The sequence below is a fragment of the Peribacillus sp. NJ11 genome (genome assembly GCF_030348405.1).
In the GTDB taxonomy this organism is placed as follows: domain Bacteria; phylum Bacillota; class Bacilli; order Bacillales; family DSM-1321; genus Peribacillus.
This window is the reverse complement of sequence record NZ_JAUCFO010000001.1, coordinates 884975-903922: the sequence shown is the minus strand read 5'-3', so window position 1 is coordinate 903922 and position 18948 is coordinate 884975. Positions and strand designations below refer to the sequence as shown.

15 protein-coding genes and 2 pseudogenes are annotated in these 18948 nt (G+C 41.7%); 8 read left to right on the top strand and 9 right to left on the bottom strand.

Features of this window, described 5'->3' with window-relative positions; translation table 11 throughout:
* The first annotated feature begins 239 nt into the window (after positions 1 to 239).
* A complete protein-coding gene (locus QUF86_RS04315; RefSeq protein WP_289318708.1) occupies positions 240 to 1130 on the top strand; it encodes a peptidylprolyl isomerase in 891 nt (296 codons plus the stop codon).
* A gap of 56 nt (positions 1131 to 1186) precedes the next feature.
* On the opposite strand, the gene QUF86_RS04310 is transcribed toward QUF86_RS04315, so the two are convergent.
* Entirely contained in the window at positions 1187 to 1711 is a 525-nt protein-coding gene (locus tag QUF86_RS04310) for a YtxH domain-containing protein (protein ID WP_289333703.1), read from the bottom strand.
* Positions 1712 to 1878: 167 nt separating this feature from the next.
* On the opposite strand from QUF86_RS04310, the gene QUF86_RS04305 reads away from it, so the two are divergent.
* Together QUF86_RS04305 and QUF86_RS04300 are read left to right on the top strand one after the other, a co-directional pair.
* Positions 1879 to 2343: a MarR family winged helix-turn-helix transcriptional regulator gene (locus tag QUF86_RS04305; protein ID WP_289333702.1), complete on the top strand. Its 465-nt coding sequence runs from the start codon at positions 1879 to 1881 to the stop codon at positions 2341 to 2343.
* The gene (locus tag QUF86_RS04300) at positions 2344 to 5460 is read left to right on the top strand and encodes an MMPL family transporter (RefSeq protein ID WP_289333701.1); all 3117 of its coding nucleotides are present in this window, start codon (positions 2344 to 2346) and stop codon (positions 5458 to 5460) included.
* 116 nt (positions 5461 to 5576) lie between these two features.
* Here the strand turns inward: QUF86_RS04300 and QUF86_RS04295 are convergent, their stop codons facing one another.
* The 4 genes from QUF86_RS04295 to nagA all read right to left on the bottom strand — a co-directional run bounded on the left by QUF86_RS04295 (position 5577) and on the right by nagA (position 9033).
* On the bottom strand, positions 5577 to 6299 hold the full coding sequence (locus QUF86_RS04295; protein WP_289318712.1) for an SIS domain-containing protein: 723 nt from the start codon (positions 6297 to 6299) through the stop codon (positions 5577 to 5579).
* 83 nt (positions 6300 to 6382) lie between these two features.
* Entirely contained in the window at positions 6383 to 7105 is a 723-nt protein-coding gene (locus tag QUF86_RS04290) for a GntR family transcriptional regulator (protein WP_289333700.1), read from the bottom strand.
* Positions 7106 to 7120: 15 nt separating this feature from the next.
* Positions 7121 to 7855, bottom strand: a complete 735-nt coding sequence (gene nagB / locus QUF86_RS04285) for a glucosamine-6-phosphate deaminase (protein ID WP_289333699.1) — start codon at positions 7853 to 7855, stop codon at positions 7121 to 7123.
* On the bottom strand, positions 7855 to 9033 hold the full coding sequence (nagA, locus tag QUF86_RS04280; RefSeq protein ID WP_289333698.1) for an N-acetylglucosamine-6-phosphate deacetylase: 1179 nt from the start codon (positions 9031 to 9033) through the stop codon (positions 7855 to 7857). Before nagA ends, nagB begins: the two co-directional genes overlap by 1 nt.
* Before the next feature lie 305 nt (positions 9034 to 9338).
* Here nagA and nagE point away from each other — a divergent pair, with 305 nt between their 5' ends.
* Complete coding sequence (gene nagE / locus QUF86_RS04275) at positions 9339 to 11249, top strand: N-acetylglucosamine-specific PTS transporter subunit IIBC (protein WP_289333697.1); 1911 nt, start codon at positions 9339 to 9341, stop codon at positions 11247 to 11249.
* 361 nt (positions 11250 to 11610) lie between these two features.
* Here the strand turns inward: nagE and QUF86_RS04270 are convergent.
* A pseudogene (locus QUF86_RS04270) lies at positions 11611 to 11853 on the bottom strand (ABC transporter ATP-binding protein); the annotation flags it as partial.
* Positions 11854 to 11856: 3 nt separating this feature from the next.
* On the opposite strand from QUF86_RS04270, the pseudogene QUF86_RS04265 reads away from it, so the two are divergent.
* From QUF86_RS04265 to QUF86_RS04255, 3 genes and pseudogenes are all read left to right on the top strand, one after another.
* Positions 11857 to 11982, top strand: a pseudogene (locus QUF86_RS04265) (alpha/beta hydrolase); the annotation flags it as partial.
* A 190-nt stretch (positions 11983 to 12172) separates the two neighbouring features.
* Positions 12173 to 12382, top strand: a complete 210-nt coding sequence (locus QUF86_RS04260) for an MbtH family NRPS accessory protein (protein WP_289318722.1) — start codon at positions 12173 to 12175, stop codon at positions 12380 to 12382.
* On the top strand, positions 12379 to 13833 hold the full coding sequence (locus QUF86_RS04255; protein WP_353957644.1) for a DHA2 family efflux MFS transporter permease subunit: 1455 nt from the start codon (positions 12379 to 12381) through the stop codon (positions 13831 to 13833). The genes QUF86_RS04260 and QUF86_RS04255 overlap by 4 nt, the downstream gene beginning before the upstream one ends.
* A 160-nt stretch (positions 13834 to 13993) precedes the next feature.
* Here the strand turns inward: QUF86_RS04255 and QUF86_RS04250 are convergent, their stop codons facing one another.
* Entirely contained in the window at positions 13994 to 15727 is a 1734-nt protein-coding gene (locus QUF86_RS04250; RefSeq protein ID WP_289333696.1) for an AAA family ATPase, read from the bottom strand.
* A 243-nt stretch (positions 15728 to 15970) separates the two neighbouring features.
* On the opposite strand from QUF86_RS04250, the gene def reads away from it, so the two are divergent.
* Positions 15971 to 16549, top strand: a complete 579-nt coding sequence (gene def / locus QUF86_RS04245; protein WP_061461156.1) for a peptide deformylase — start codon at positions 15971 to 15973, stop codon at positions 16547 to 16549.
* Between the two features lie 42 nt (positions 16550 to 16591).
* Here the strand turns inward: def and QUF86_RS04240 are convergent, their stop codons facing one another.
* Both QUF86_RS04240 and QUF86_RS04235 read right to left on the bottom strand, forming a co-directional pair.
* Complete coding sequence (locus QUF86_RS04240; protein ID WP_289318724.1) at positions 16592 to 17293, bottom strand: SGNH/GDSL hydrolase family protein; 702 nt, start codon at positions 17291 to 17293, stop codon at positions 16592 to 16594.
* 116 nt (positions 17294 to 17409) lie between these two features.
* Positions 17410 to 18924 carry an MDR family MFS transporter gene (locus QUF86_RS04235; RefSeq protein ID WP_289333695.1) on the bottom strand — a complete coding sequence of 505 codons (1515 nt, stop codon included), beginning with the start codon at positions 18922 to 18924 and terminating at the stop codon, positions 17410 to 17412.
* Positions 18925 to 18948 lie beyond the last annotated feature (24 nt).

The following is an 18948-nucleotide window of genomic DNA, read 5'->3' as shown; positions in this document are numbered from 1 at the left end:
CTTCACCTCTGTAACCTATATGGTCAAAGTCAATATAACGGTATAATTTAGATTGATACTGTATAGCAATGTAAGTTGGTAGCAGGTCAGTTTTGTTAATAATACTCTAAAATTTCAGTAGGGATATAAATATGTTAGTATAATGATTGAATTGATGCATACTGCAGGTGGAATTAAAATCTTAAGGATTAATTAATATTCCCAAGCTATGATAATAGAAAAAATAAGGGAGACTATTCATGAAACTATTAAGAAGCACGAAGGCATATGTTTGGGCAGGGAGCATTTTAATCATTGCCGGGATCATGGTTTTTGCGATGATTTCGTCCACGGATAAGACAATGGCAAGTATCGATGGTGAGAAAATCAATAAGGATGAGCTGTATGACGCGCTTGTTGCAGGGTACGGAGCAGATACTTTAGACCTGTTAATTACGAATAAATTGGTTGAATTGGAAGCGGAAAAAGAAGGAATTAAAATTAAGGATGAAGAAATCCAGAAAGAAATCGATACGATGGTTGAGTCCTACGGTGATGAAAAGGCATTAAAAGAGCAATTGGAAGCAAGCGGTTCGTCCATGGAAGCCTTGAAAAAGGACATCGTGGTTTATCTGCAAACGAAAAAACTGATTGAACCGAGAATTACCGTGACAGACGATGAAATCAGTACGTATTTTGAGGATAATAAAGATACATTTGCACAAGCGGAACAAGTGGAGGCTAGTCATATTTTAGTCGAAGACGAAAAAACGGCTAAAAAAGTTGCGAAGGAAATTGCAGACGGCGGTGATTTCGCTAAATTGGCAGCTAAATATTCCACTGATACAGAAACGGCAGATAAGGGTGGAAGCTTGGGGTATTTTGGGAAAGGTGATATGGTGGATGAGTTTGAAGATGTTGCCTTTGATCTTGATATCGATAAAGTCAGTGATCCAGTCAAATCCGATTACGGTTACCACATCATAAAGGTAACCGGTAAGAAGGAAGCAAAAAAAGCTAATTTAGAAGACAGTAAAGAAGTGATCAAGGAAACACTGATTTCTGAAAGATTACAAGAGGAATATCCCGTTTGGTTAGCTGAAGTGAAAAAGGACCATGAGATAACGAATAAACTAGAGGGTTCTGAGTAAGGTTATTAAATGATAAAAAAAAAGCTGGGGCATATTGCCTCAGCTTTTTTTTTATATTAAAAGTTGGATGAAATGGATTTTTTATTGGATAAACCTGATTTGGTAACGACTTCATCACTCTCTTTTTCACCTTTTTTATTATCGGATTTCAATGATTGTGTTGGCGTTTCTTTCAGTTGTTTACCGGCAACGACCACTTTTGAACTGATGTCTTTTAATTCACTTGTTGCATCCTTAGCTGTACCAAGGGCATTAGTGGAGATATCCTTTACTTCGGAAACTTTACCCACCACGTCTTCATTGACAGATTCATATAAGGTTTCAACGTCGTTGATGGCTTCTTTAATCGTCTCTGTTGCCCCTTTGACTCCTGATACCATCTGTTCCTTCATTTCGCCGGGATTTTCCTTGACCTGTTCAATCATATTCATGGAGTTGTCTTTTAAAAGGACGGCTGAACGCTTCACTTTATTTCTTGTGTTGGAGTCAAGCAAGGTTAACGCACCACCAACAAGTCCCCCGATTAGAATCCCTTTTAATAGTTTGCTATTCGTTTGGGTTTCGATAGTTGTTTGAGTCATTTATATTTCCTCCTTAAGAATAGTAGATTGTTTGCTTACTTTGTTTTTCCCTTATTTACCATAAGTTAAACTGGAAATAATAAACTTTCATGGGATTGACGAAATAAATAAAACAATAGTAAGCTACATATAGTTAAATGACTGAACTACTTTTGTGAGGTGTAACGATGACTAATGAAAAAGTTTCCGAATTGATTGATCGATATATGAAAGTCTCCTTCTATGTAAATAAGATGGGGGAACTTTTAATAAAAGATCAGATTTGTGATGTGCTGACGAACGAACAATACTATACTTTACGGTTCATTGAACAACAACGGTTATGTACTTCGACGGAAATCAGTGATGCCTTTTATATTAATAAGAGTGCCGTCACTTCCAATATCAACAGGCTGGAAGGCAAAGGATTGATAGAACGGGAACAGGACCTGGTTGACAGGAGGGTCTTTCACTTGAAGCTTTCCAAAGAGGGGAAAGCATTGTTACAGGCAACGGAAAATAAGATTCATAAATTGGTAGAGAACATCATGACGAAATTCGATTATGAAGAGATCGTTAGATTCCTTGATACATATGAGAAGCTGGCACAAATTTTCATTCAAATGAAGAATGAGGAATGGGAGGAAATATAAATGAGGGGAATCATAAAGGGAAGATGGCTGATCATTATCGCTTGGGTTGCAATTACGGCAGGTTTATTGTTTGCGGCACCGAATATGGCGGACCTTGTCCGGATTAAGGGACAGCTGGATGTACCGGCAGAGTATTCCTCTGGGATGGCCAATGAGCTAATGAAAGAGATCCAGGATAAGGATGAGTCACAAGTGGCTCTCGTATTTCATGGTGATAAGAAGTTGTCTTCCTCGGAATTGAAAGAGATTGAAATAGCGATCCAAAAGCTTGAAAAGAATAAAGCGGAGCTTGGCATCAAAGAGGTCATGACCCATTTTAATGAGCCCTCGCTAAAAGGTCAGTTGGTCTCGGAAAATGAAACCACGGTTTTGACATCCATCACGATGGTCAAGGGTGACCGAGAAGCTAAGGAAGTGATCGATTCCCTTTATAAAGAGTTGAAGGAAGTGGATGTCGAGCATTATTACACAAGCAGCTGGATGATCGATGAAGACCTTAATGCCAATTCCCAAGAAGGGCTGAAGAAAACTGAAGGCATCACGGTTGTCTTCATTCTGGCGGTATTGCTGATAGTCTTCCGTTCAGTGGTGACACCGATCATTCCGTTGGTAACAGTCGGCTTCACATATTTATGTTCACAATCCATCGTCTCATTCCTGGTGGATAAATGGGACTTTCCGATTTCGTCTTACACCCAAATATTCCTGGTTGGTATTTTATTTGGAATCGGGACTGATTATTGCATCCTGCTGCTTAGTCGCTTCAAGGAGGAGCTATCGTCACAGGAGTCCTTACCTGAAGCGATTATGGAAACATACCGAACTGCCGGTAAGACTGTATTCTTCAGTGGGCTGACCGTAATGATTGGCTTTGCGGCAATAGGTTTTTCTACTTTTAAGCTCTATCAATCTGCGGCGGCCGTTGCCATAGGGGTTTTCATTTTAATGATCGCCCTTTATACGATCGTTCCATTTTTCATGGCGGTTCTTGGCAAAAAGCTATTCTGGCCGGCAAAAGGGAAGCTTGCGCATAGTGAAAGTAAACTATGGGGAATGCTCGGTAATTTCTCCTTGAACCGCCCATTGTTGGCGCTAATGATCGTTGCAATCGTCTGTGTTCCTTTTTTGGTTATGTATGATGGGGAAATCTCTTATAACTCCCTTGAAGAAGCGGGTGATGATGTTCCTTCCATCATGGCATTTAATATCATTTCCGATGAATTCGGTCCCGGACAATCGATGCCAACACAGATTGTCATAAAAAATGACGAACGGATGGACTCGGAAGAATACGTCGCACTTGCTGAAAAAATCAGCCAGGAAGTCGTCAAGGTGGATGAAGTCGATGTAGTTCGTTCCATGACCCGTCCGGCAGGTGAACCGATTAAGGACCTATTTGTCGCGAATCAAGCCGAAACTTTGGAAAAGGGTATCGGGGAAGGAAATGAAGGCATTAAACAAATAAGTGATGGGTTAAAAACGGCAGGCAGTGAGCTTTCCGATTCAGGGCCGCGCTTAAAGCAAGCGACGGACGGTATAGGGGGTCTCATATCCGGGACCAATGAATTAAAAAGTGGCGTAGGTCAGGTCGAGAAGGCGTTAACAAGCATTGAAGCAGGCATACGCGATGGGACTTCAGGGACTGGGGAGATAAAAAACGGACTGAATGAGGTCAAGGCAAACCTGGAGAAGCTCGCCACCGGAAGCGGACAACTCCTTGAAGGCTATAAACAATCAGCTAATGGGTTAAGTGAGCTGACAGGGGGATACAAAGAGATTCAAACTAACCTTACGGGCGTATCACAAAGCCTTGCTGGTTTAAATACTTCCTTTGAGCAAATGGAAGCCACTCATCCAGAATTACAGGCTGATCAGTCCTATCAAACGATCAAGCAAACCGTACAAGGGGCACAGGGTGGCTTGGAGCCCATGGCAGCAGGCCTTTCCGAACTCAATAGGAGTCTTGGTACAGTGTCCGGCGGTTTGAATACGGCGAACCAAAGTATGGAAAATATCGTAAAGGGTCAAACCTCTCTTGGGGAGGGCCTGAACCAATTGATTTCAGGTGTTGACACTTTACAAAGAGGTCTAAGCACCATGGCCAATGGTCAGGGGGAAGTCATAAATAATCTGTCAGGATTTAAAGGAGGACTTACCAGCTTAAGTAATGGGCAGCAAGAACTCCTAAATGGTTTTTCAAGCCTCGGCGGGCAACTTACTGATTTGACAGATGGATTGAATGAAAGTGCGGATGGACTGAATGAAGTCCATGATGGACTATCATCTGCACAGGGTTATTTATCAGGGCTGGCAAAAACGGATAAAACGGTAACAGGTATGTACATTCCAAAAGAAGTAGTGGAAAGCGAAGAATTCAAGGAAGCATTGAACGCGTATTTATCTGAAGATGGTAAGATCATGACCATGGATGTGGTATTCAAGGCGAATCCATATTCCAATGAAGCAATCGAGCAAATCGATTCGATTGAAGCAACCATTGAAAGAGTAACGAAAGATACAAAGCTAGAAAATGCGCAAGTGGCGATAGGCGGTATCACAAGTACGCATCATGACTTGGGAATGATGTCAGAGGAGGATTTCTCACGGACGGTCGTTTTGATGCTGTCGGGTATCGCAATCATTCTCTTTTTCATGCTCCGATCCCTGGTCATGCCGATCTATTTGATTGTGTCGCTCGTTTTGACTTATTATACAGCGGCAGCCATTACAGAGTTGATTTTTGTTAATATTCTCGGTTATGCAGGCATCGGCTGGGCCGTTCCTTTCTTTGCATTCGTCATCTTGATTGCTCTTGGCATTGACTATAGCATTTTCTTGATGGATCGCTTTAACGAATGGAAAGATAAGCCGGTCAAGGAAGCGATGTTACTATCCATGAGGAAAATGGGAACGGTGATCATCTCGGCAGCCGTAATTCTTGGCGGAACTTTTGCTGCCATGATGCCAGCAGGGGTATTATCGCTATTGGAGATTGCCACTTTAATATTGGTGGGGCTTGCTTTATATGCGTTTGTCATATTGCCACTGTTTATTCCAGTGATGGTTGCGACGTTTGGAAATGCGAATTGGTGGCCGTTTTTAAAAAATAAGGAATAAAGGGAAGTACCCTTAAACTAAAGAAGGCATCCGCATGGATGCCTTCTTTAATATTTCATCATGACTGCTTTATGAGGAACATAAAAGCTTATGTATTCCTTTTTGGCTAAGCCGATTCACAATTGGGGGATTCTTGTTTTATATTTCGCGATTATCTTTTGATTGTGTTCATCTGCCCCTTCGATATTACTGCTTAGGAATACGGGAGGGGTCTCCCCCGATTCAATAATCGTTTGGATGACTTGCGTAAAAATCATATTGAGGAGAACGGCCCCGATTACGGTCGATCCAGAACCAAAAGATATATTATTTGATTTCAGTAATGTGTCACCTTTGGAAATATGATTATCTATGACCAAATCAACGACATCGTGAAGATAATGCTTCTGTGTATGCCGTGAAAGACAACTTTTTGCATATTCCGGTGATGTTAGTCCAATGACAAAGGCCCCTTTTTCTTTTGCGATTGTCGCGACATCAATGGGAACGGGATTCACGCCAGATGATGAAATGACGATACAGACATCACCAGGACGGATATCCTCATCATGCATGAATTTCTCTGCTAGGTCATTTTGCCGTTCAAGTTGGGAGGACCTTGATGCACCTTTAAAAAGCATCAAATCTTCAACGAAAATAGGACGAATCGCGGCTAACCCACCTGCCCGGTAGAATACCTCTTCCGTCAAAATATGAGAGTGTCCGCTTCCGAATAAATGGATGACTCCATCCGACATCACTGCTTTTGAGATATGTTCCACGGATTTCTTAATTGAATGCTTTTCCTCTTCTCCCACAATTGTGAGTAACGCCTGCACTTCTTCAAAGTATGAGTTCATATATGTGCAACCTCCGATTTACCTTTGGCATTAAAGACTTTAGTGATGAAATTTGCCCTTTTTGTATATCCAAAACATTCAAGTTATCTGGTTATGGTGATAGTGAACTTATACCTGTCCGCACGATAAGCCGATTTAACATATTCAAGGGGAGTTCCATCTATTAGGAACGTATTCCTTTGAATGAATAATATGGGTGAGTGCTTTGGAATCGCTAAATGGGTGACTTCTAATTCAGATGCAATCGAGGATTCCAATGTTTGTGTAGCATAGTCTATTTTAAGTTTTACGTAATTCTCCACATATTGGTAAATGGAATGGTTAATGATTTCTTCCGTTAACCCTTTAATTAAATTAGCAGACATGTACACGGTCTCGAGTGCCATTGGAACATCATCAGCCAACCGAATGCGTTTTATTTCATAAACGGGTGCATGAAGGGAAATGAGCAATTCACTGGCAATTTTCTTATCAGCCGGAATGATTTCAAAACTCAGCAGCTTACTGCTTGGATTTAATCCCCTGGCCTTCATATCCTCTGTAAAACTGGTCAATCCATTGAGCTGCTGCTCCAACTTTTTATCGGCAACAAAGGTTCCCCTGCCTTTTTGACGGTATAAGTATCCGTCATTAACCAAGTTATTTATGGCTTGCCGGACGGTCATTCGGCTAATTTCGAACTGCTCCGCATATTCACGTTCAGATGGAAGGGCATTGTGCGCTTGGAACTCACCGTTTTCTATTTGTCTTTTTATTTGTTCTTCGATTTGAAAATAAATCGGAAGAGGTGAGTTTTTATCAATCATCGACTTTCGCTCCTTTTAGGGAATTATCACTCCGGATAACGCTTTTTGGTCTGCGATAATTGTAACACTATTATGTTTTTTTAGGATAGATGCAGGGAATTCCTCTGAAATGTCACCGTGTATCAATTTCTTTAAGGTTTCGGCTTTTTCTTCACCGGATATCAGCAGCAGAATTTCTTTACTCTTCATGATTGTTGAAATGCCCATCGTAACGGCATGTGTGGGAACTTCGTCTATGGAGTCGAAATAACGTGCATTCGCCTGGCGCGTTGAATCTTCAAGTGTCACTACATGTGTACCGGATGTGAAAGAAGTTCCAGGTTCATTAAAACCAATATGGCCATTTTGCCCAATACCAAGTATCTGAAGGTCGATCCCTCCCACGGAATCAATCATTTCGTCATACCGTTTACATTCTCCAGAGTTGTCATCGGCTGTGCCATTCGGAAGGTGAGTGCGCTCTTTATTTATATTGATGTGAGTGAATAAGGAGTCATCCATATAATAATGATAACTGTTTGGATCATTTGGACTTAAGCCGATATACTCATCAAGATTGAAAGACGTTACATTTTCATAAGAAGTATCATTGCACACGTGATCTTCAATCATATTATCGTACATCCCTTTAGGGGTACCGCCTGTTGCAAGGCCCAATTTGATATCCGGATTTCCTTTGACTTTTCCGATTACTATTTCAGCTGCTGTCCGGCTCATTTCTGCATAGTCCTGCACTTTAATGATATTCATTATACATTCTCCTTTTTAAAAGCTAAATTACCTCGACAGAACGTCATTTCAACGTCCAATCGGTCATTCAATATTACAAAATCGGCGTCTTTGCCGACTTGGATGCTTCCTTTTCTGTCAAAAATCCGAAGCTGCTTGGCAGGGTTTTCTGCCGTCATTTTTATAATGTCAGTCATGGAACAATCGGTATATTTTAAGGTGTTTTTAATGGCATCGTTCATTTTCAATATACTGCCGGCTAGTGTACCGTTTGAAAGCGTTGCTTTCGTTTCGTTAACATACACAGGCTGACCACCTAAATCATAGGTACCTTTTTCGAGCCATTTGGCACGAAGCGAGTCCGTTATCAAAATCATGCGTTCACTGGTAATTTGGTTATATGCCAGCTTCACCATTTCCGGCCTGCAGTGAATGCCGTCAGCAATAAGTTCAACATATAGCTCGTCTCGAAGATAAGCAGCTCCCAAAACACCAGGTTCGCGGTGATGGAGTCCCCGCATCCCATTATAAAGATGTGTAACGTGGGTAGTCCCTGCTTGGATTGCTTCATCAATTTGGTCATATGTTGCATCTGAATGTCCAATGGAAGCGACGACGCCAGTTTTCCTTAAGTGAGCGGCAAGATCTAATCCGTTTGGTTGTTCAGGAGCAAGCGTTACAAGCTTGATTTGATTTCCGGCCATTTCCTGCCATCTTTTAAATAGAGTGACATCAGGGTCAATGATATGCTCTTCAGGCTGTGCTCCTTTACGGACCGGTGAAATGAAAGGACCTTCTAAATGAATCCCAACTATTTCAGCGTGTTCTTGTGTTTGACTTTCGATATATTCACCAGCATTAAGAAGTGCTGATTCAATGGCTTGGGTAGATTGAGTCATTGTAGTGGCCAGAAAACTGGTGGTCCCTTCTTTGGGAAGAGTCTCTGCCATTGTGGATAATGCTTCATGTGTGGCATCCATTGCATCGGAATTGGATGCTCCGTGAATATGAATGTCAATCGCACCGGGAATTACCTGATAATCCGGCGAAAGAGTAATTACCTTGGCATCATCGTCCTGTTTGTATTGGCTGACTGGACCAACTTCGGCAATTTTTCCATCCACGACTTTAATATACCCATTTTGGTATGTTTCCTTTTCGCTATGAACTGTTAGATTATTAATAATGAATGTTTTCATACATAAACTCCTTTATGAAAGTAAAACTTAATGAATGAGTCATGTCTCATATATTTTGCCCTCATTTTATCGTTTTTATTAAAGGTTGTCTAGACCAGTTAGGGTTTATCATGAATAAAAAAGATATTTTCGCTTTATTTTCGAAGAAAATAGTATGTTTCCAAGTAAATTGGTATAGACATCTATATATTTTATGTGCTAGTATAAGCCAAAGAAAAGTTATTATATTGATAAAATGAAAACGCTTTATACGTCTTTTCGTTCTGCTGAATTAAAAGAAGTTAGGAACAAGGGAGATGAGTTCGATGTTAAATTTTTTACAAAAGATTGGGAAGGCTTTAATGTTACCGATTGCTGTTTTGCCAGCAGCGGCTTTATTGCTCCGTTTAGGGCAACCTGATTTACTTGATATTCCATTTATGGCTGCCTCGGGACAAGCTATTTTTGATAACCTTGCCTTATTGTTCGCTTTAGGTATAGCGATTGGATTATCCAAAGATGGAAGCGGTGCTGCGGCATTGGCAGGTCTTGTTGGTTACTTTGTTTTAACGAATGGTACAAAAGCGATTAATGAAGATATTAACATGGCTGTTTTAGGCGGTATTATATCGGGTATAGTTGCCGCTCTTCTATATAATAGATACTCTGACATAAGACTCCCAGAATGGCTTGGATTCTTTTCAGGGAAACGATTCGTCCCGATCATCACTTCGCTTGCGATGATTATACTTGCGGGAATATTCGGTTTTGTTTGGCCGCCGATTCAAGACGTAATCAATAGTGTTGGAGACTGGATTACAGGTGCAGGGGCATTGGGTGCCGGAGTATTCGGCGTATTGAATCGCTTATTGCTTCCAGTAGGATTGCATCATGTCTTGAATAGTATGGTTTGGTTCGTTTTTGGTGAATACAATGGAGCGACAGGTGATATAAATCGTTTCTTCGCAGGGGACCCGACAGCTGGTCCCTTCATGACCGGCTTTTTCCCGATCATGATGTTCGGTCTTCCAGCAGCAGCATTAGCAATGATCGCAGCTGCTAAGAAAGAGAAACGTAAATTGGTGACGGGGATGCTTGTTGGGTTAGCTTTCACTTCTTTCTTAACAGGAATCACTGAACCGATTGAATTTCTGTTCATGTTCATCGCACCAGTATTATATGTAATACATGCCCTTTTAACCGGTGTCTCTCTGGCACTCGCCGTTATATTGGATATCCATCATGGTTTTGGATTCTCCGCAGGAGCCATTGATTATTTCTTGAACTTTGGTATTGCGCAAAAACCACTTTGGTTAATACCAATTGGATTGGTTTACGCGGCAGTTTACTTCGTGATTTTCTATTTTGTCATCAAGATCATGGATTTAAAAACACCTGGCCGTGAAGACGATGAAGAAGATGTGGAAGAAGAAACTATTGTGAAAACAGGGGATAAATATACCGATATGGGATCGCTTTTCATTCAAGATCTTGGCGGTAAGGAGAATATAAAGCTAATTGATAACTGTGCAACACGCTTACGTTTACAAGTTGCCGATTCAGGTAATGTGAATGAAGCCGCCTTAAAAAGGCATGGTGCGCGTGGTGTCATGAAGTTGAATAAATCAAGTGTGCAAGTCATTGTTGGAACGAATGTTGAATTCGTTGCAAATGCAATGAAACAACTTGTCAAGAATGGCGTCGACCCAAACCAAGTGAAAACAGGTCCATCTGCACAAGTGGCAGAGGAAAGAGTGGAAGAAAACCAAGCTTTGGGTGCGAATGACTTTGTCCTTCCGATTGAAGGAACCGTTTTACCGATAGAAGAAGTTCCCGATCAAGTGTTTGCGATGAAAATGATGGGGGATGGCTTTGCTATCGAGCCAGTCAATGGGAAACTAGTATCCCCAATCGATGGGGAAGTGCTAAGTATCTTCCCGACAACTCATGCACTGGGATTGAAAATGGATAATGGTCTGGAAATTCTGATCCATGTTGGCTTAGATACAGTTAAATTAAATGGAGAAGGGTTTACATCTCTTGTGCAAGAAGGTCAAAGGATAACAAAAGGAACACCTCTTTTGGAAATTGATTTAGAGTTCATAAAACGGAATGCCCCATCAACGGTCACTCCTATTATATTCACTAACTTACCTGAGGGAACGGCAGTGAAATTGCAAAAGTCAGGGATGCAGAAACAAAATACAGCAGATATCATCCAGTTGGAAAAACTATAAAAAAGTGTAAAAAAAAGGGGTGTCGACTTGTCGACATCCCTTCAGACTGTAGACAAACTCGACGAAAAGCGAGTTTGCCTGCAGCTTTTTTTATGGCTTGTACAATTTGGATGTTGATTTCCGCTCAAGAAACTCGCTTTCCTCGGGCGGTCGTGGAGCCTCCTCGGCTTGCGCCTGCGGGGTCTCCCCTAGACGCGCTTTCCCCGCAGGAGTCTCGCACCTTCCTCTCCAATCAACTATGTTATAAAATTTAGATGGAAACCATACCTGAGAAGTTGGAGGTGTTGGTTTGGGTCAGTTGATTCGGGAATATCATTTGATGAAATATACGTTTTCCGAACCACTTTTAGAAGCACAACTTTTAATTGGATGAAACGGCTTCTTGATAAACTTCTCGCTGTGATAAATTGTCATAACCAAAACAAACGGGAGCCCCATTGGCAGGATCTATCATAACCCTTGCATTAATACGAAAGACTTCTTCTAAAACGGCTGGTGTAATGATTTCTCCCGGGGTTCCGATTTTAACGATTTCTCCTTCCTTCATCGTTATGATTTCTTGTGAAAACCGAGACGCATGATTGATATCATGCAGTACCATCACCTGAAGGATAGCGGAGTGAATGTTCAATTCAAGGAGTTTGAAGGGGAAGGGCATCTTTCAGTCTTGCCACCTTTGATTAACAGGGCCTTACGTTTTGCTTTGAAGAGAAATGTGCCTGGTAAGGAATAGGTCTTTCTCAGTAAATCCATGGAAGGCACTTGACCATTAAGTTATAAATATATATCATTACCTGTAGATTATAGTTGATAATGATTATCATTATTATTTGAAGATGCAGCGTGCTGAAATTGGCTAGGAGATTGCTAACAAACATTCACTATCAAGAATTTGAAAAAATTATGAAGGAGGACAATAACTGATGACCAACCGTTTCGTGAATGAAAATGGCATCTACAATGAATTTATAAATGAAGAAGGTCGGCATTCCCTTTGGCCCGCCTTTTTGGTTATTCCAGAAGGCTGGTCCGTGATATATAGAGAGGATTGCTGGAAATACATCAACAAAAAATGGATGGATTTGCTACCCAATAGTTTAAAACTAGTTGCCAGCAGTGATGGAACACAGTGAAATCCAAGATACAGTTAGACCCTAAAATAGTAGTGAGCATCGTTTATGTCATAGCGATGTTCATGGTTTCGATGGACGGGACGATTGTCAATGTGATCCTGCCAACGATCAGTAATGAATTTAACCTTGATCCCTCTTCAGCCAGTGGCATTAATGTTGGATATTTAGTAAGCCTGGCTGTATTCCTTCCGGTAGCTGGTTGGCTTGGGGATCGTTTTGGAACCAAGAAAATCTTCTTGATGGCATTGGGTGTCTTTACGGCAGCCTCCTTTTTATGCGGATTCGCTAACAATCTGCAAACCTTGAACTTGTTCAGGGTTTTGCAGGGGGCAGGAGGCGGGATCCTGACACCAGTTGGAATGGCCATATTATTTAGAACGTTCTCTGTTGAAGAACGCCCAAAGGTTTCCCGTTCCCTGGTGCTCCCCATTGCATTCGCACCAGCTGTTGGTCCGATTGTTGGCGGATTCCTTGCGGAGCAGCTGTCTTGGCGTTGGGCATTTTATATAAATGTCCCTTTCGGAATTATGGTCCTGTTATTCGGTGTATGGTTTTTAAAAGAACATAAAGAGCCGACTGCTGGCAGGTTGGACCTTCCAGGATTTTTAATGTCAGCTGCAGGCTTTTCCATGTTGATGTATGCAATGAGCTTAGGACCATCTAAAGGATGGGACTCCCCAGTGATTATGTATACAGGTTGTATCGGTGTAATTCTTGTTTGCTCATTTATTCTATTGGAGCTGCGTGTTAACGAACCGATGCTTGATTTGCGTTTATTATCCGATCGATTGTTTCGGACATTGGGCATCATTTCATTATTTTCAATGGCGGGCTTATTGGGGATGCTCTTCGTGTTCCCGTTAATGTATCAAAGTTCGCTTCATGCTTCGGCTTTAGAAAGCGGGCTGACGACTTTCCCGGAAGCTATAGGTTTGATGGTGGCCTCCCGGATGATGCCTTGGACTACGAAGAAACTGGGCATACATCAGGTGATCCGGATAGGGCTGCTTGGTACAATCATCATTTATACATTGATTAGCATTGTCGGGCCGACAGCCAACCCCTGGTTTCTTCGTGCCTTATTATTTAGCGTCGGTATATGTTTGGGACATACTGTTGTGGCCGTACAGTTTTCCACTTTCACCAATATCAACTCGGCTTCGATGGGAATGGCGGCTACATTGTTCAATGTCCAAAACCGGATTGGCTCTGCCATTGGTGTAGCCATCCTAGCCAGCATTCTGGGGGCAGTGGGAACTAGCTCGATAGGGACAAATGGGGAGCAGCATGTTAATTTAACTTCCTATCAATTTGCTCTCCTCGGTTCTGTGGCTTTGCTCGTCATAGCCCTATTATTTGCGATGCGTTTGAAAAAGGATGATTTTAAGGCCAAGATACCGAAACAGCATATGGCTAAATCCTTAGATGTAAAACAGGTGAGAAGCGGATAACGGTGATTTTGCCAGTGACCTCCCTTTCATTTTTCTAGCGGGAAAGGGACTGCCTACATAATATTAATTAAAGATTGGCTTTGCGGCTCACTACCATATATAAAAAAGAGCCTGTTCGATTCGAACAGGCTCTAAACATAATATTAGTCTTTTAAACACGTTATGCATTCGAGCATATGGTGTTTATTTCTGAAGCATCAACGATACGCTGAACTTCTGATCCCTCGAGTGTCTCTTTTTTCAATAACTCTTCAACAAGCTCTTCATACTGTTGGCGATTCGAATCAATCAACATTTCCGTTTCCTGAATCGCTTTAGTGAATAATTCCTGCATCCTTTGCTCTCTCTCGCCTTTATTAAAGGTGAGGGTAAATCCGTCTTGAAGCATTCCGGTATCGACCATTTGTTCAAGTAGATGTTTTGCCTGTTGGACATCTCCGCCTACACCGATGCTGTGTTCCCCTAAATACATTCTTTCAGCTACACCACCTGCTAAGATCATTTTGACTTGATCAAGCAATTCACTGGCGGTTGCCAGATGGAGTTCTTTTGGTATAGGCGCTACATATCCAAGGGCTTCCCCACGAGGAATGATGGTCGCCTTTCGAACGGAACCTGGCTTTGTCAGAGCTGCAATCAGGGCATGTCCACTTTCATGGATGGCCACACGCCGCTTCGTATCCACATCATTCAAGGAACGTGATGTGGCTCCAAGAATCGTCCGGTCAATGGCATAGTCAATATCCTGTTTACGAATCATTTCCTGTTCATTCCTCAGGGCATGACGTGAGGCTGTATCGAATAGAGAACTTAAGTCAGCACCGGAGAAGCCGGAAGTACTTTCAGCCAATTCATCCAATGATGAAAGTACATCTGTTGCTAGACGCTTTCCCTTCGTATGGATATTGATGATTTCCTTTCTTCCTTGGGTATCTGGAAGTGGAACTTGGAAAGAGAAATCTATCCTGCCCGGACGTAGAAATGCCTCATCGAGCATATCTTTCCGGTTGGTCGCTGCAATGAATAAAATGCCTTCGTTTGGATGGCCTCCATCCAATTGCACAAGCAGTTCAGTTAACGTTTTTTCGCCTTCTTCGCCTCCATGAGCTTTCCTTTTACCAGCCAACGCGTCCACTTCATCGATGAAAATGACAGCCGGCGATTGCTTACGTGCATTTTGGAAAAGGCTGCGGACACGGGCTGCACCGACTCCAACAAACATTTCGTTGAAGGCTGAACCGCTCGTCGAGAAGAAATTTGCACCAAGCTCTTTTGCGATTGCCTGTGCAAGCAACGTTTTCCCCGTTCCAGGGGGGCCGTATAATAAAATGCCTTGAGGCGGCTTAATTCCAATTTTAGCTGAACGTTCAGGTTCCTTTAGTGTAGTTAGTGTCTGTAGGATTTCCTGTTTGATTTCGGTTTGCAAACCGCCTACATCATCCATGGTTATCTCTGGTAGAGGCTTAGGGCTGGAAAGGCTTTGTTTCTTGCTGCCGACCCGTAATCCGCCTTTTGATCTTTTCTGTATAATTACAGCGGTTGCGACGAGAGCCGCCATTAATCCGCCTAAAATCCATAATGCTGATTTATTAGTTGATGAAAAAGAATATTGAACATTATAAGTTTCGACAAGTTTATTGATCATTTGACTGTTGGGAGGGATATTAGAAACGTATTCTCCATCTGGTGTGGAGATGTGAAGAGTGCCATTCTTATTTTCTTCAATGGTGACAAGGGCTCCATTTTGAGCTTTAATCGTCTTTTCTACGGAAGAAAAAGGAATGACCATATCCTTTGACTGAGTAACAACATACCAACTGATTCCAGCAATTATCACAATGAAAGCCGTCAAGAACGGCAGTAACTTCGAAACTAATTTAGAGTTAGAGTTCAATATTTCATCTCCTTTAAGAGTATATATCTAGTATAAAATTTTTAAACGTGTAATCTATAGGTCTTTATACCCTAAAATTTAGGTAAATAATGTTAAAATCTAAAAATACCATTTATTATGAAAATTCAAAAGATAAAGTCCGATGTTTATCTAACCTGCATATTAGACTTTTTAAATGCGAAATGCTAAAGTGAAATGGTCTAAGTCATGAAAAAATAAAATGGTAGAAGAGTGTGAAGTTCTATGAGTAAATTTATAAAAGACTATATGATTACGATGAAGGATATCGTTAGAGAAGGAGATCCAATTCTGCGTCAGGTAACTGATGAAGTCAGCCTGCCGATTTCGGATGAAGATCGTGAAACGTTGGAATGCATGATGCAATACCTGAAAAATAGCCAGGACCCAAAACTCCAAAAGAAGTACAATTTGCGTGAAGGCGTTGGGTTGTCTGCCAATCAGATAGGCTTGAATAAACGCATGTTCGTCATGTATTTTCCGGACGAAAAGGGGAAGCTGTTTGAATATGCCCTTGTGAATCCGAAAATTATCAGTCATTCTGCCACAATGATCTATTTGCCTCAAAGTGAAGGCTGCCTTTCTGTCGACCGTGATATTAAAGGATATGTACCGCGTTATGAACGGGTTAAAATTAAAGCGGTGGATGGTAATGGTGAGGAAATAGAGATGCGGCTGAAGGGCTTTGCTGCAATCGTGTTTCAACATGAGTTAGATCATTTAAACGGGATGATGTTTTATGACCGGATCAATACCGAGAACCCTTTCAAGCTCCCGGAAAACGTGGAAGTGAAAAGTCTGTAAAACCCAAAAAGGCAAAGCGCCATGCTTTGCCTTTTTACTGTTTTAAGGCTGAGGAAGTATTTCCTCTGCCATATGCTTCTGTAAATCACTGAATATGGCCATGCTCATTTGCTGGTACCCTTCGGAAGTGAGGTGGATGCCATCATCGCTAATCAAGCGATCCAAGTCGCCGGAGGATTTAATATAGGAACGGACATCGATCAAAGGCACCTTTAGTTCCTCTGCAAGGTTTTTCAATTGGCGATTATACATCCCATGCCAATGTTCAATACCACCGACATGTGAAACGAAATGCCCGATCGAATGACCGAACTTATCAGCGATAGCTCTGTAATACCTGGCAGGATCCAGCGGTGGGAGAGTTAAAAGGAAAGGTGTTACATGCTTGTCCTGAACCTGCTTGACAAGTTGTGTGATATTTTCCAGATAGCGTTCGATTGGAACGATAGGCTCATGGTCACCTTCTGGATTCTTGGCTACTTCGTCCCAATGGAAGTTACAGTCGTTTCCACCGACCTCTATTAATACGATATCGGGATTTTCCGACATGACGTCTTTCTCGATCCGGCTAACCAACAGGTCGGAGTTGTCATTGAAAACCCCTTTATTCAATACTTCCACGAATGGCAAAGATTCTGTTAGCTTAGCTAAAGAGTTCGGATAATTTTCTTTAATAATGCGAAGCCGGCCCTTAACATAAGAAATGCCTCTGGTTAAACTGTCTCCAAAACATACGATCTTCAAACTTCTCACCTCGGTATGTGAATGTGTTACTTATATTTTAGTAGTGGAATGATTTTTCGGCAAACTTTACTTCCTATATAGAAAAACAAAAAGCACTGGAATTCCAGCGCTTTTATTTATTGTAATGATTCCTCTTTCGATGGTGTTTCCACTCTTGTTTTTCCCATAAAGAACACAGTGATCGCTGCAAGACCGATCGGAATGAGAGCCAAGGTGAATATCAATGATATCGAATCGGACATCGCATGAACGATTTTATCCAATATAAAGTCCGGAATCTCGGCACGTGCGTCCGATTGGAAGAGCTGTCGTGGGTCCTCCATCAACCCGGCTGTATCCGGACCCCTTTGCATTCCTTTAAACGCATCCGTCATTTTACTTGTGAATACATTGTTCTGAATCGCTCCATAAATCGTTACACCGAGTGTCATCCCAAAAGAACGGAGGAATGAGTTTGTTGAGTTAGCCGACCCCCGGAATCTAGGTTCCAAGTTGTGAATGGACGCAATAGGCAAAAGGGAGAAGGAAAAGCCCATGCCGAATCCAGTCAAAATCATGTACAAAGTTAATAAAGTCCTGCTGGTATCAGGGGTGATGGTCCCTAATAAAAGCATTCCTGCAAAATAACAGATGACGGAAATCGTCATTAAGTTGCGAAAGCTTGTCTTTGTATTGAATATCCCGCCAACTGCACTGCCGAATACAGAACCAAGCATCATGGGAGTTAGGATCAATCCGGCATTTGTTGCGGAACCACCGTAAACTGCCTGCACGAAAATCGGAATATAGACGGTTAAAATAATGAATGTACCGCCATAAAGAATGGCTAAAATCTGAGAAGTGGCAAATAATCGCCTTTTAAATAGCCATAATGAAATAATTGGATCTTTAGCTCTTTTTTCGAAAAAGAAAAATGAAACGAAGAAAACCACAAAACTGGCAAACAGACCTATGATAGGAGAGGAACTCCAGCCATACTCCCCGCCCAGTTCGAGAGCGAACATTAAGCTGATAACCGCAATGACGAGAGTTGCTGCGCCACCCCAATCAATTTTTTGCTCTTGGGTGTTGGGTGACTCCTTGTAATAATTCCAGATGAAAAATAAAGAAATGATCCCAATCGGAACATTGACGTAGAAAATCCAGTGCCAGCTGGAGTATTCAGTAATATATGCACCTAAAAGTGGTCCCAATACGCTTGATGCCCCAAATACAGCGCCGAATAGGCCCGTTAATTTTCCGCGTTTTTCAGGTGGGAAAATATCAAAAATGATCGTAAAGGCTATAGGCATCAAAGCGCCTCCGCCTATCCCTTGGATTGCACGGAAGATACTTAACTGCACGATGCTCTGAGCCATGCCACATAAAGCGGAACCGATTAAAAAGACTATAAGTCCAAAAATGAAAAACCTCTTTCTTCCATACATGTCGGAAAGCTTTCCGAATATCGGCATACTTGCCATCGTGGCGACCATATAGGCAGATGTCACCCATACAAACTTATCGAATCCGCCTAAATCAGAAACGATCGTTCCCATTGCAGTCGCAACAATCGTATTGTCCATTGCTGACATCAAGATACCCAATAGTAAACCGGCAACAATGAATTTTTGTTTTTTTTGAACGTTCATTTAATTTATTTTCCTCCTTCGTAT

Excerpts from the sequence above, each read along its gene's own strand:
- QUF86_RS04315 (WP_289318708.1), top strand. The coding sequence starts at position 240 with ATGAAACTATTAAGAAGCACGAAGGCATATGTTTGGGCAGGGAGCATT.
- QUF86_RS04310 (WP_289333703.1), bottom strand. The coding sequence starts at position 1,711 with ATGACTCAAACAACTATCGAAACCCAAACGAATAGCAAACTATTAAAA.
- QUF86_RS04305 (WP_289333702.1), top strand. The coding sequence starts at position 1,879 with ATGACTAATGAAAAAGTTTCCGAATTGATTGATCGATATATGAAAGTC.
- QUF86_RS04300 (WP_289333701.1), top strand. The coding sequence starts at position 2,344 with ATGAGGGGAATCATAAAGGGAAGATGGCTGATCATTATCGCTTGGGTT.
- QUF86_RS04295 (WP_289318712.1), bottom strand. The coding sequence starts at position 6,299 with ATGAACTCATACTTTGAAGAAGTGCAGGCGTTACTCACAATTGTGGGA.
- QUF86_RS04290 (WP_289333700.1), bottom strand. The coding sequence starts at position 7,105 with ATGATTGATAAAAACTCACCTCTTCCGATTTATTTTCAAATCGAAGAA.
- nagB (WP_289333699.1), bottom strand. The coding sequence starts at position 7,855 with ATGAATATCATTAAAGTGCAGGACTATGCAGAAATGAGCCGGACAGCA.
- nagA (WP_289333698.1), bottom strand. The coding sequence starts at position 9,033 with ATGAAAACATTCATTATTAATAATCTAACAGTTCATAGCGAAAAGGAA.
- nagE (WP_289333697.1), top strand. The coding sequence starts at position 9,339 with ATGTTAAATTTTTTACAAAAGATTGGGAAGGCTTTAATGTTACCGATT.
- QUF86_RS04260 (WP_289318722.1), top strand. The coding sequence starts at position 12,173 with ATGACCAACCGTTTCGTGAATGAAAATGGCATCTACAATGAATTTATA.
- def (WP_061461156.1), top strand. The coding sequence starts at position 15,971 with ATGAGTAAATTTATAAAAGACTATATGATTACGATGAAGGATATCGTT.
- QUF86_RS04235 (WP_289333695.1), bottom strand. The coding sequence starts at position 18,924 with ATGAACGTTCAAAAAAAACAAAAATTCATTGTTGCCGGTTTACTATTG.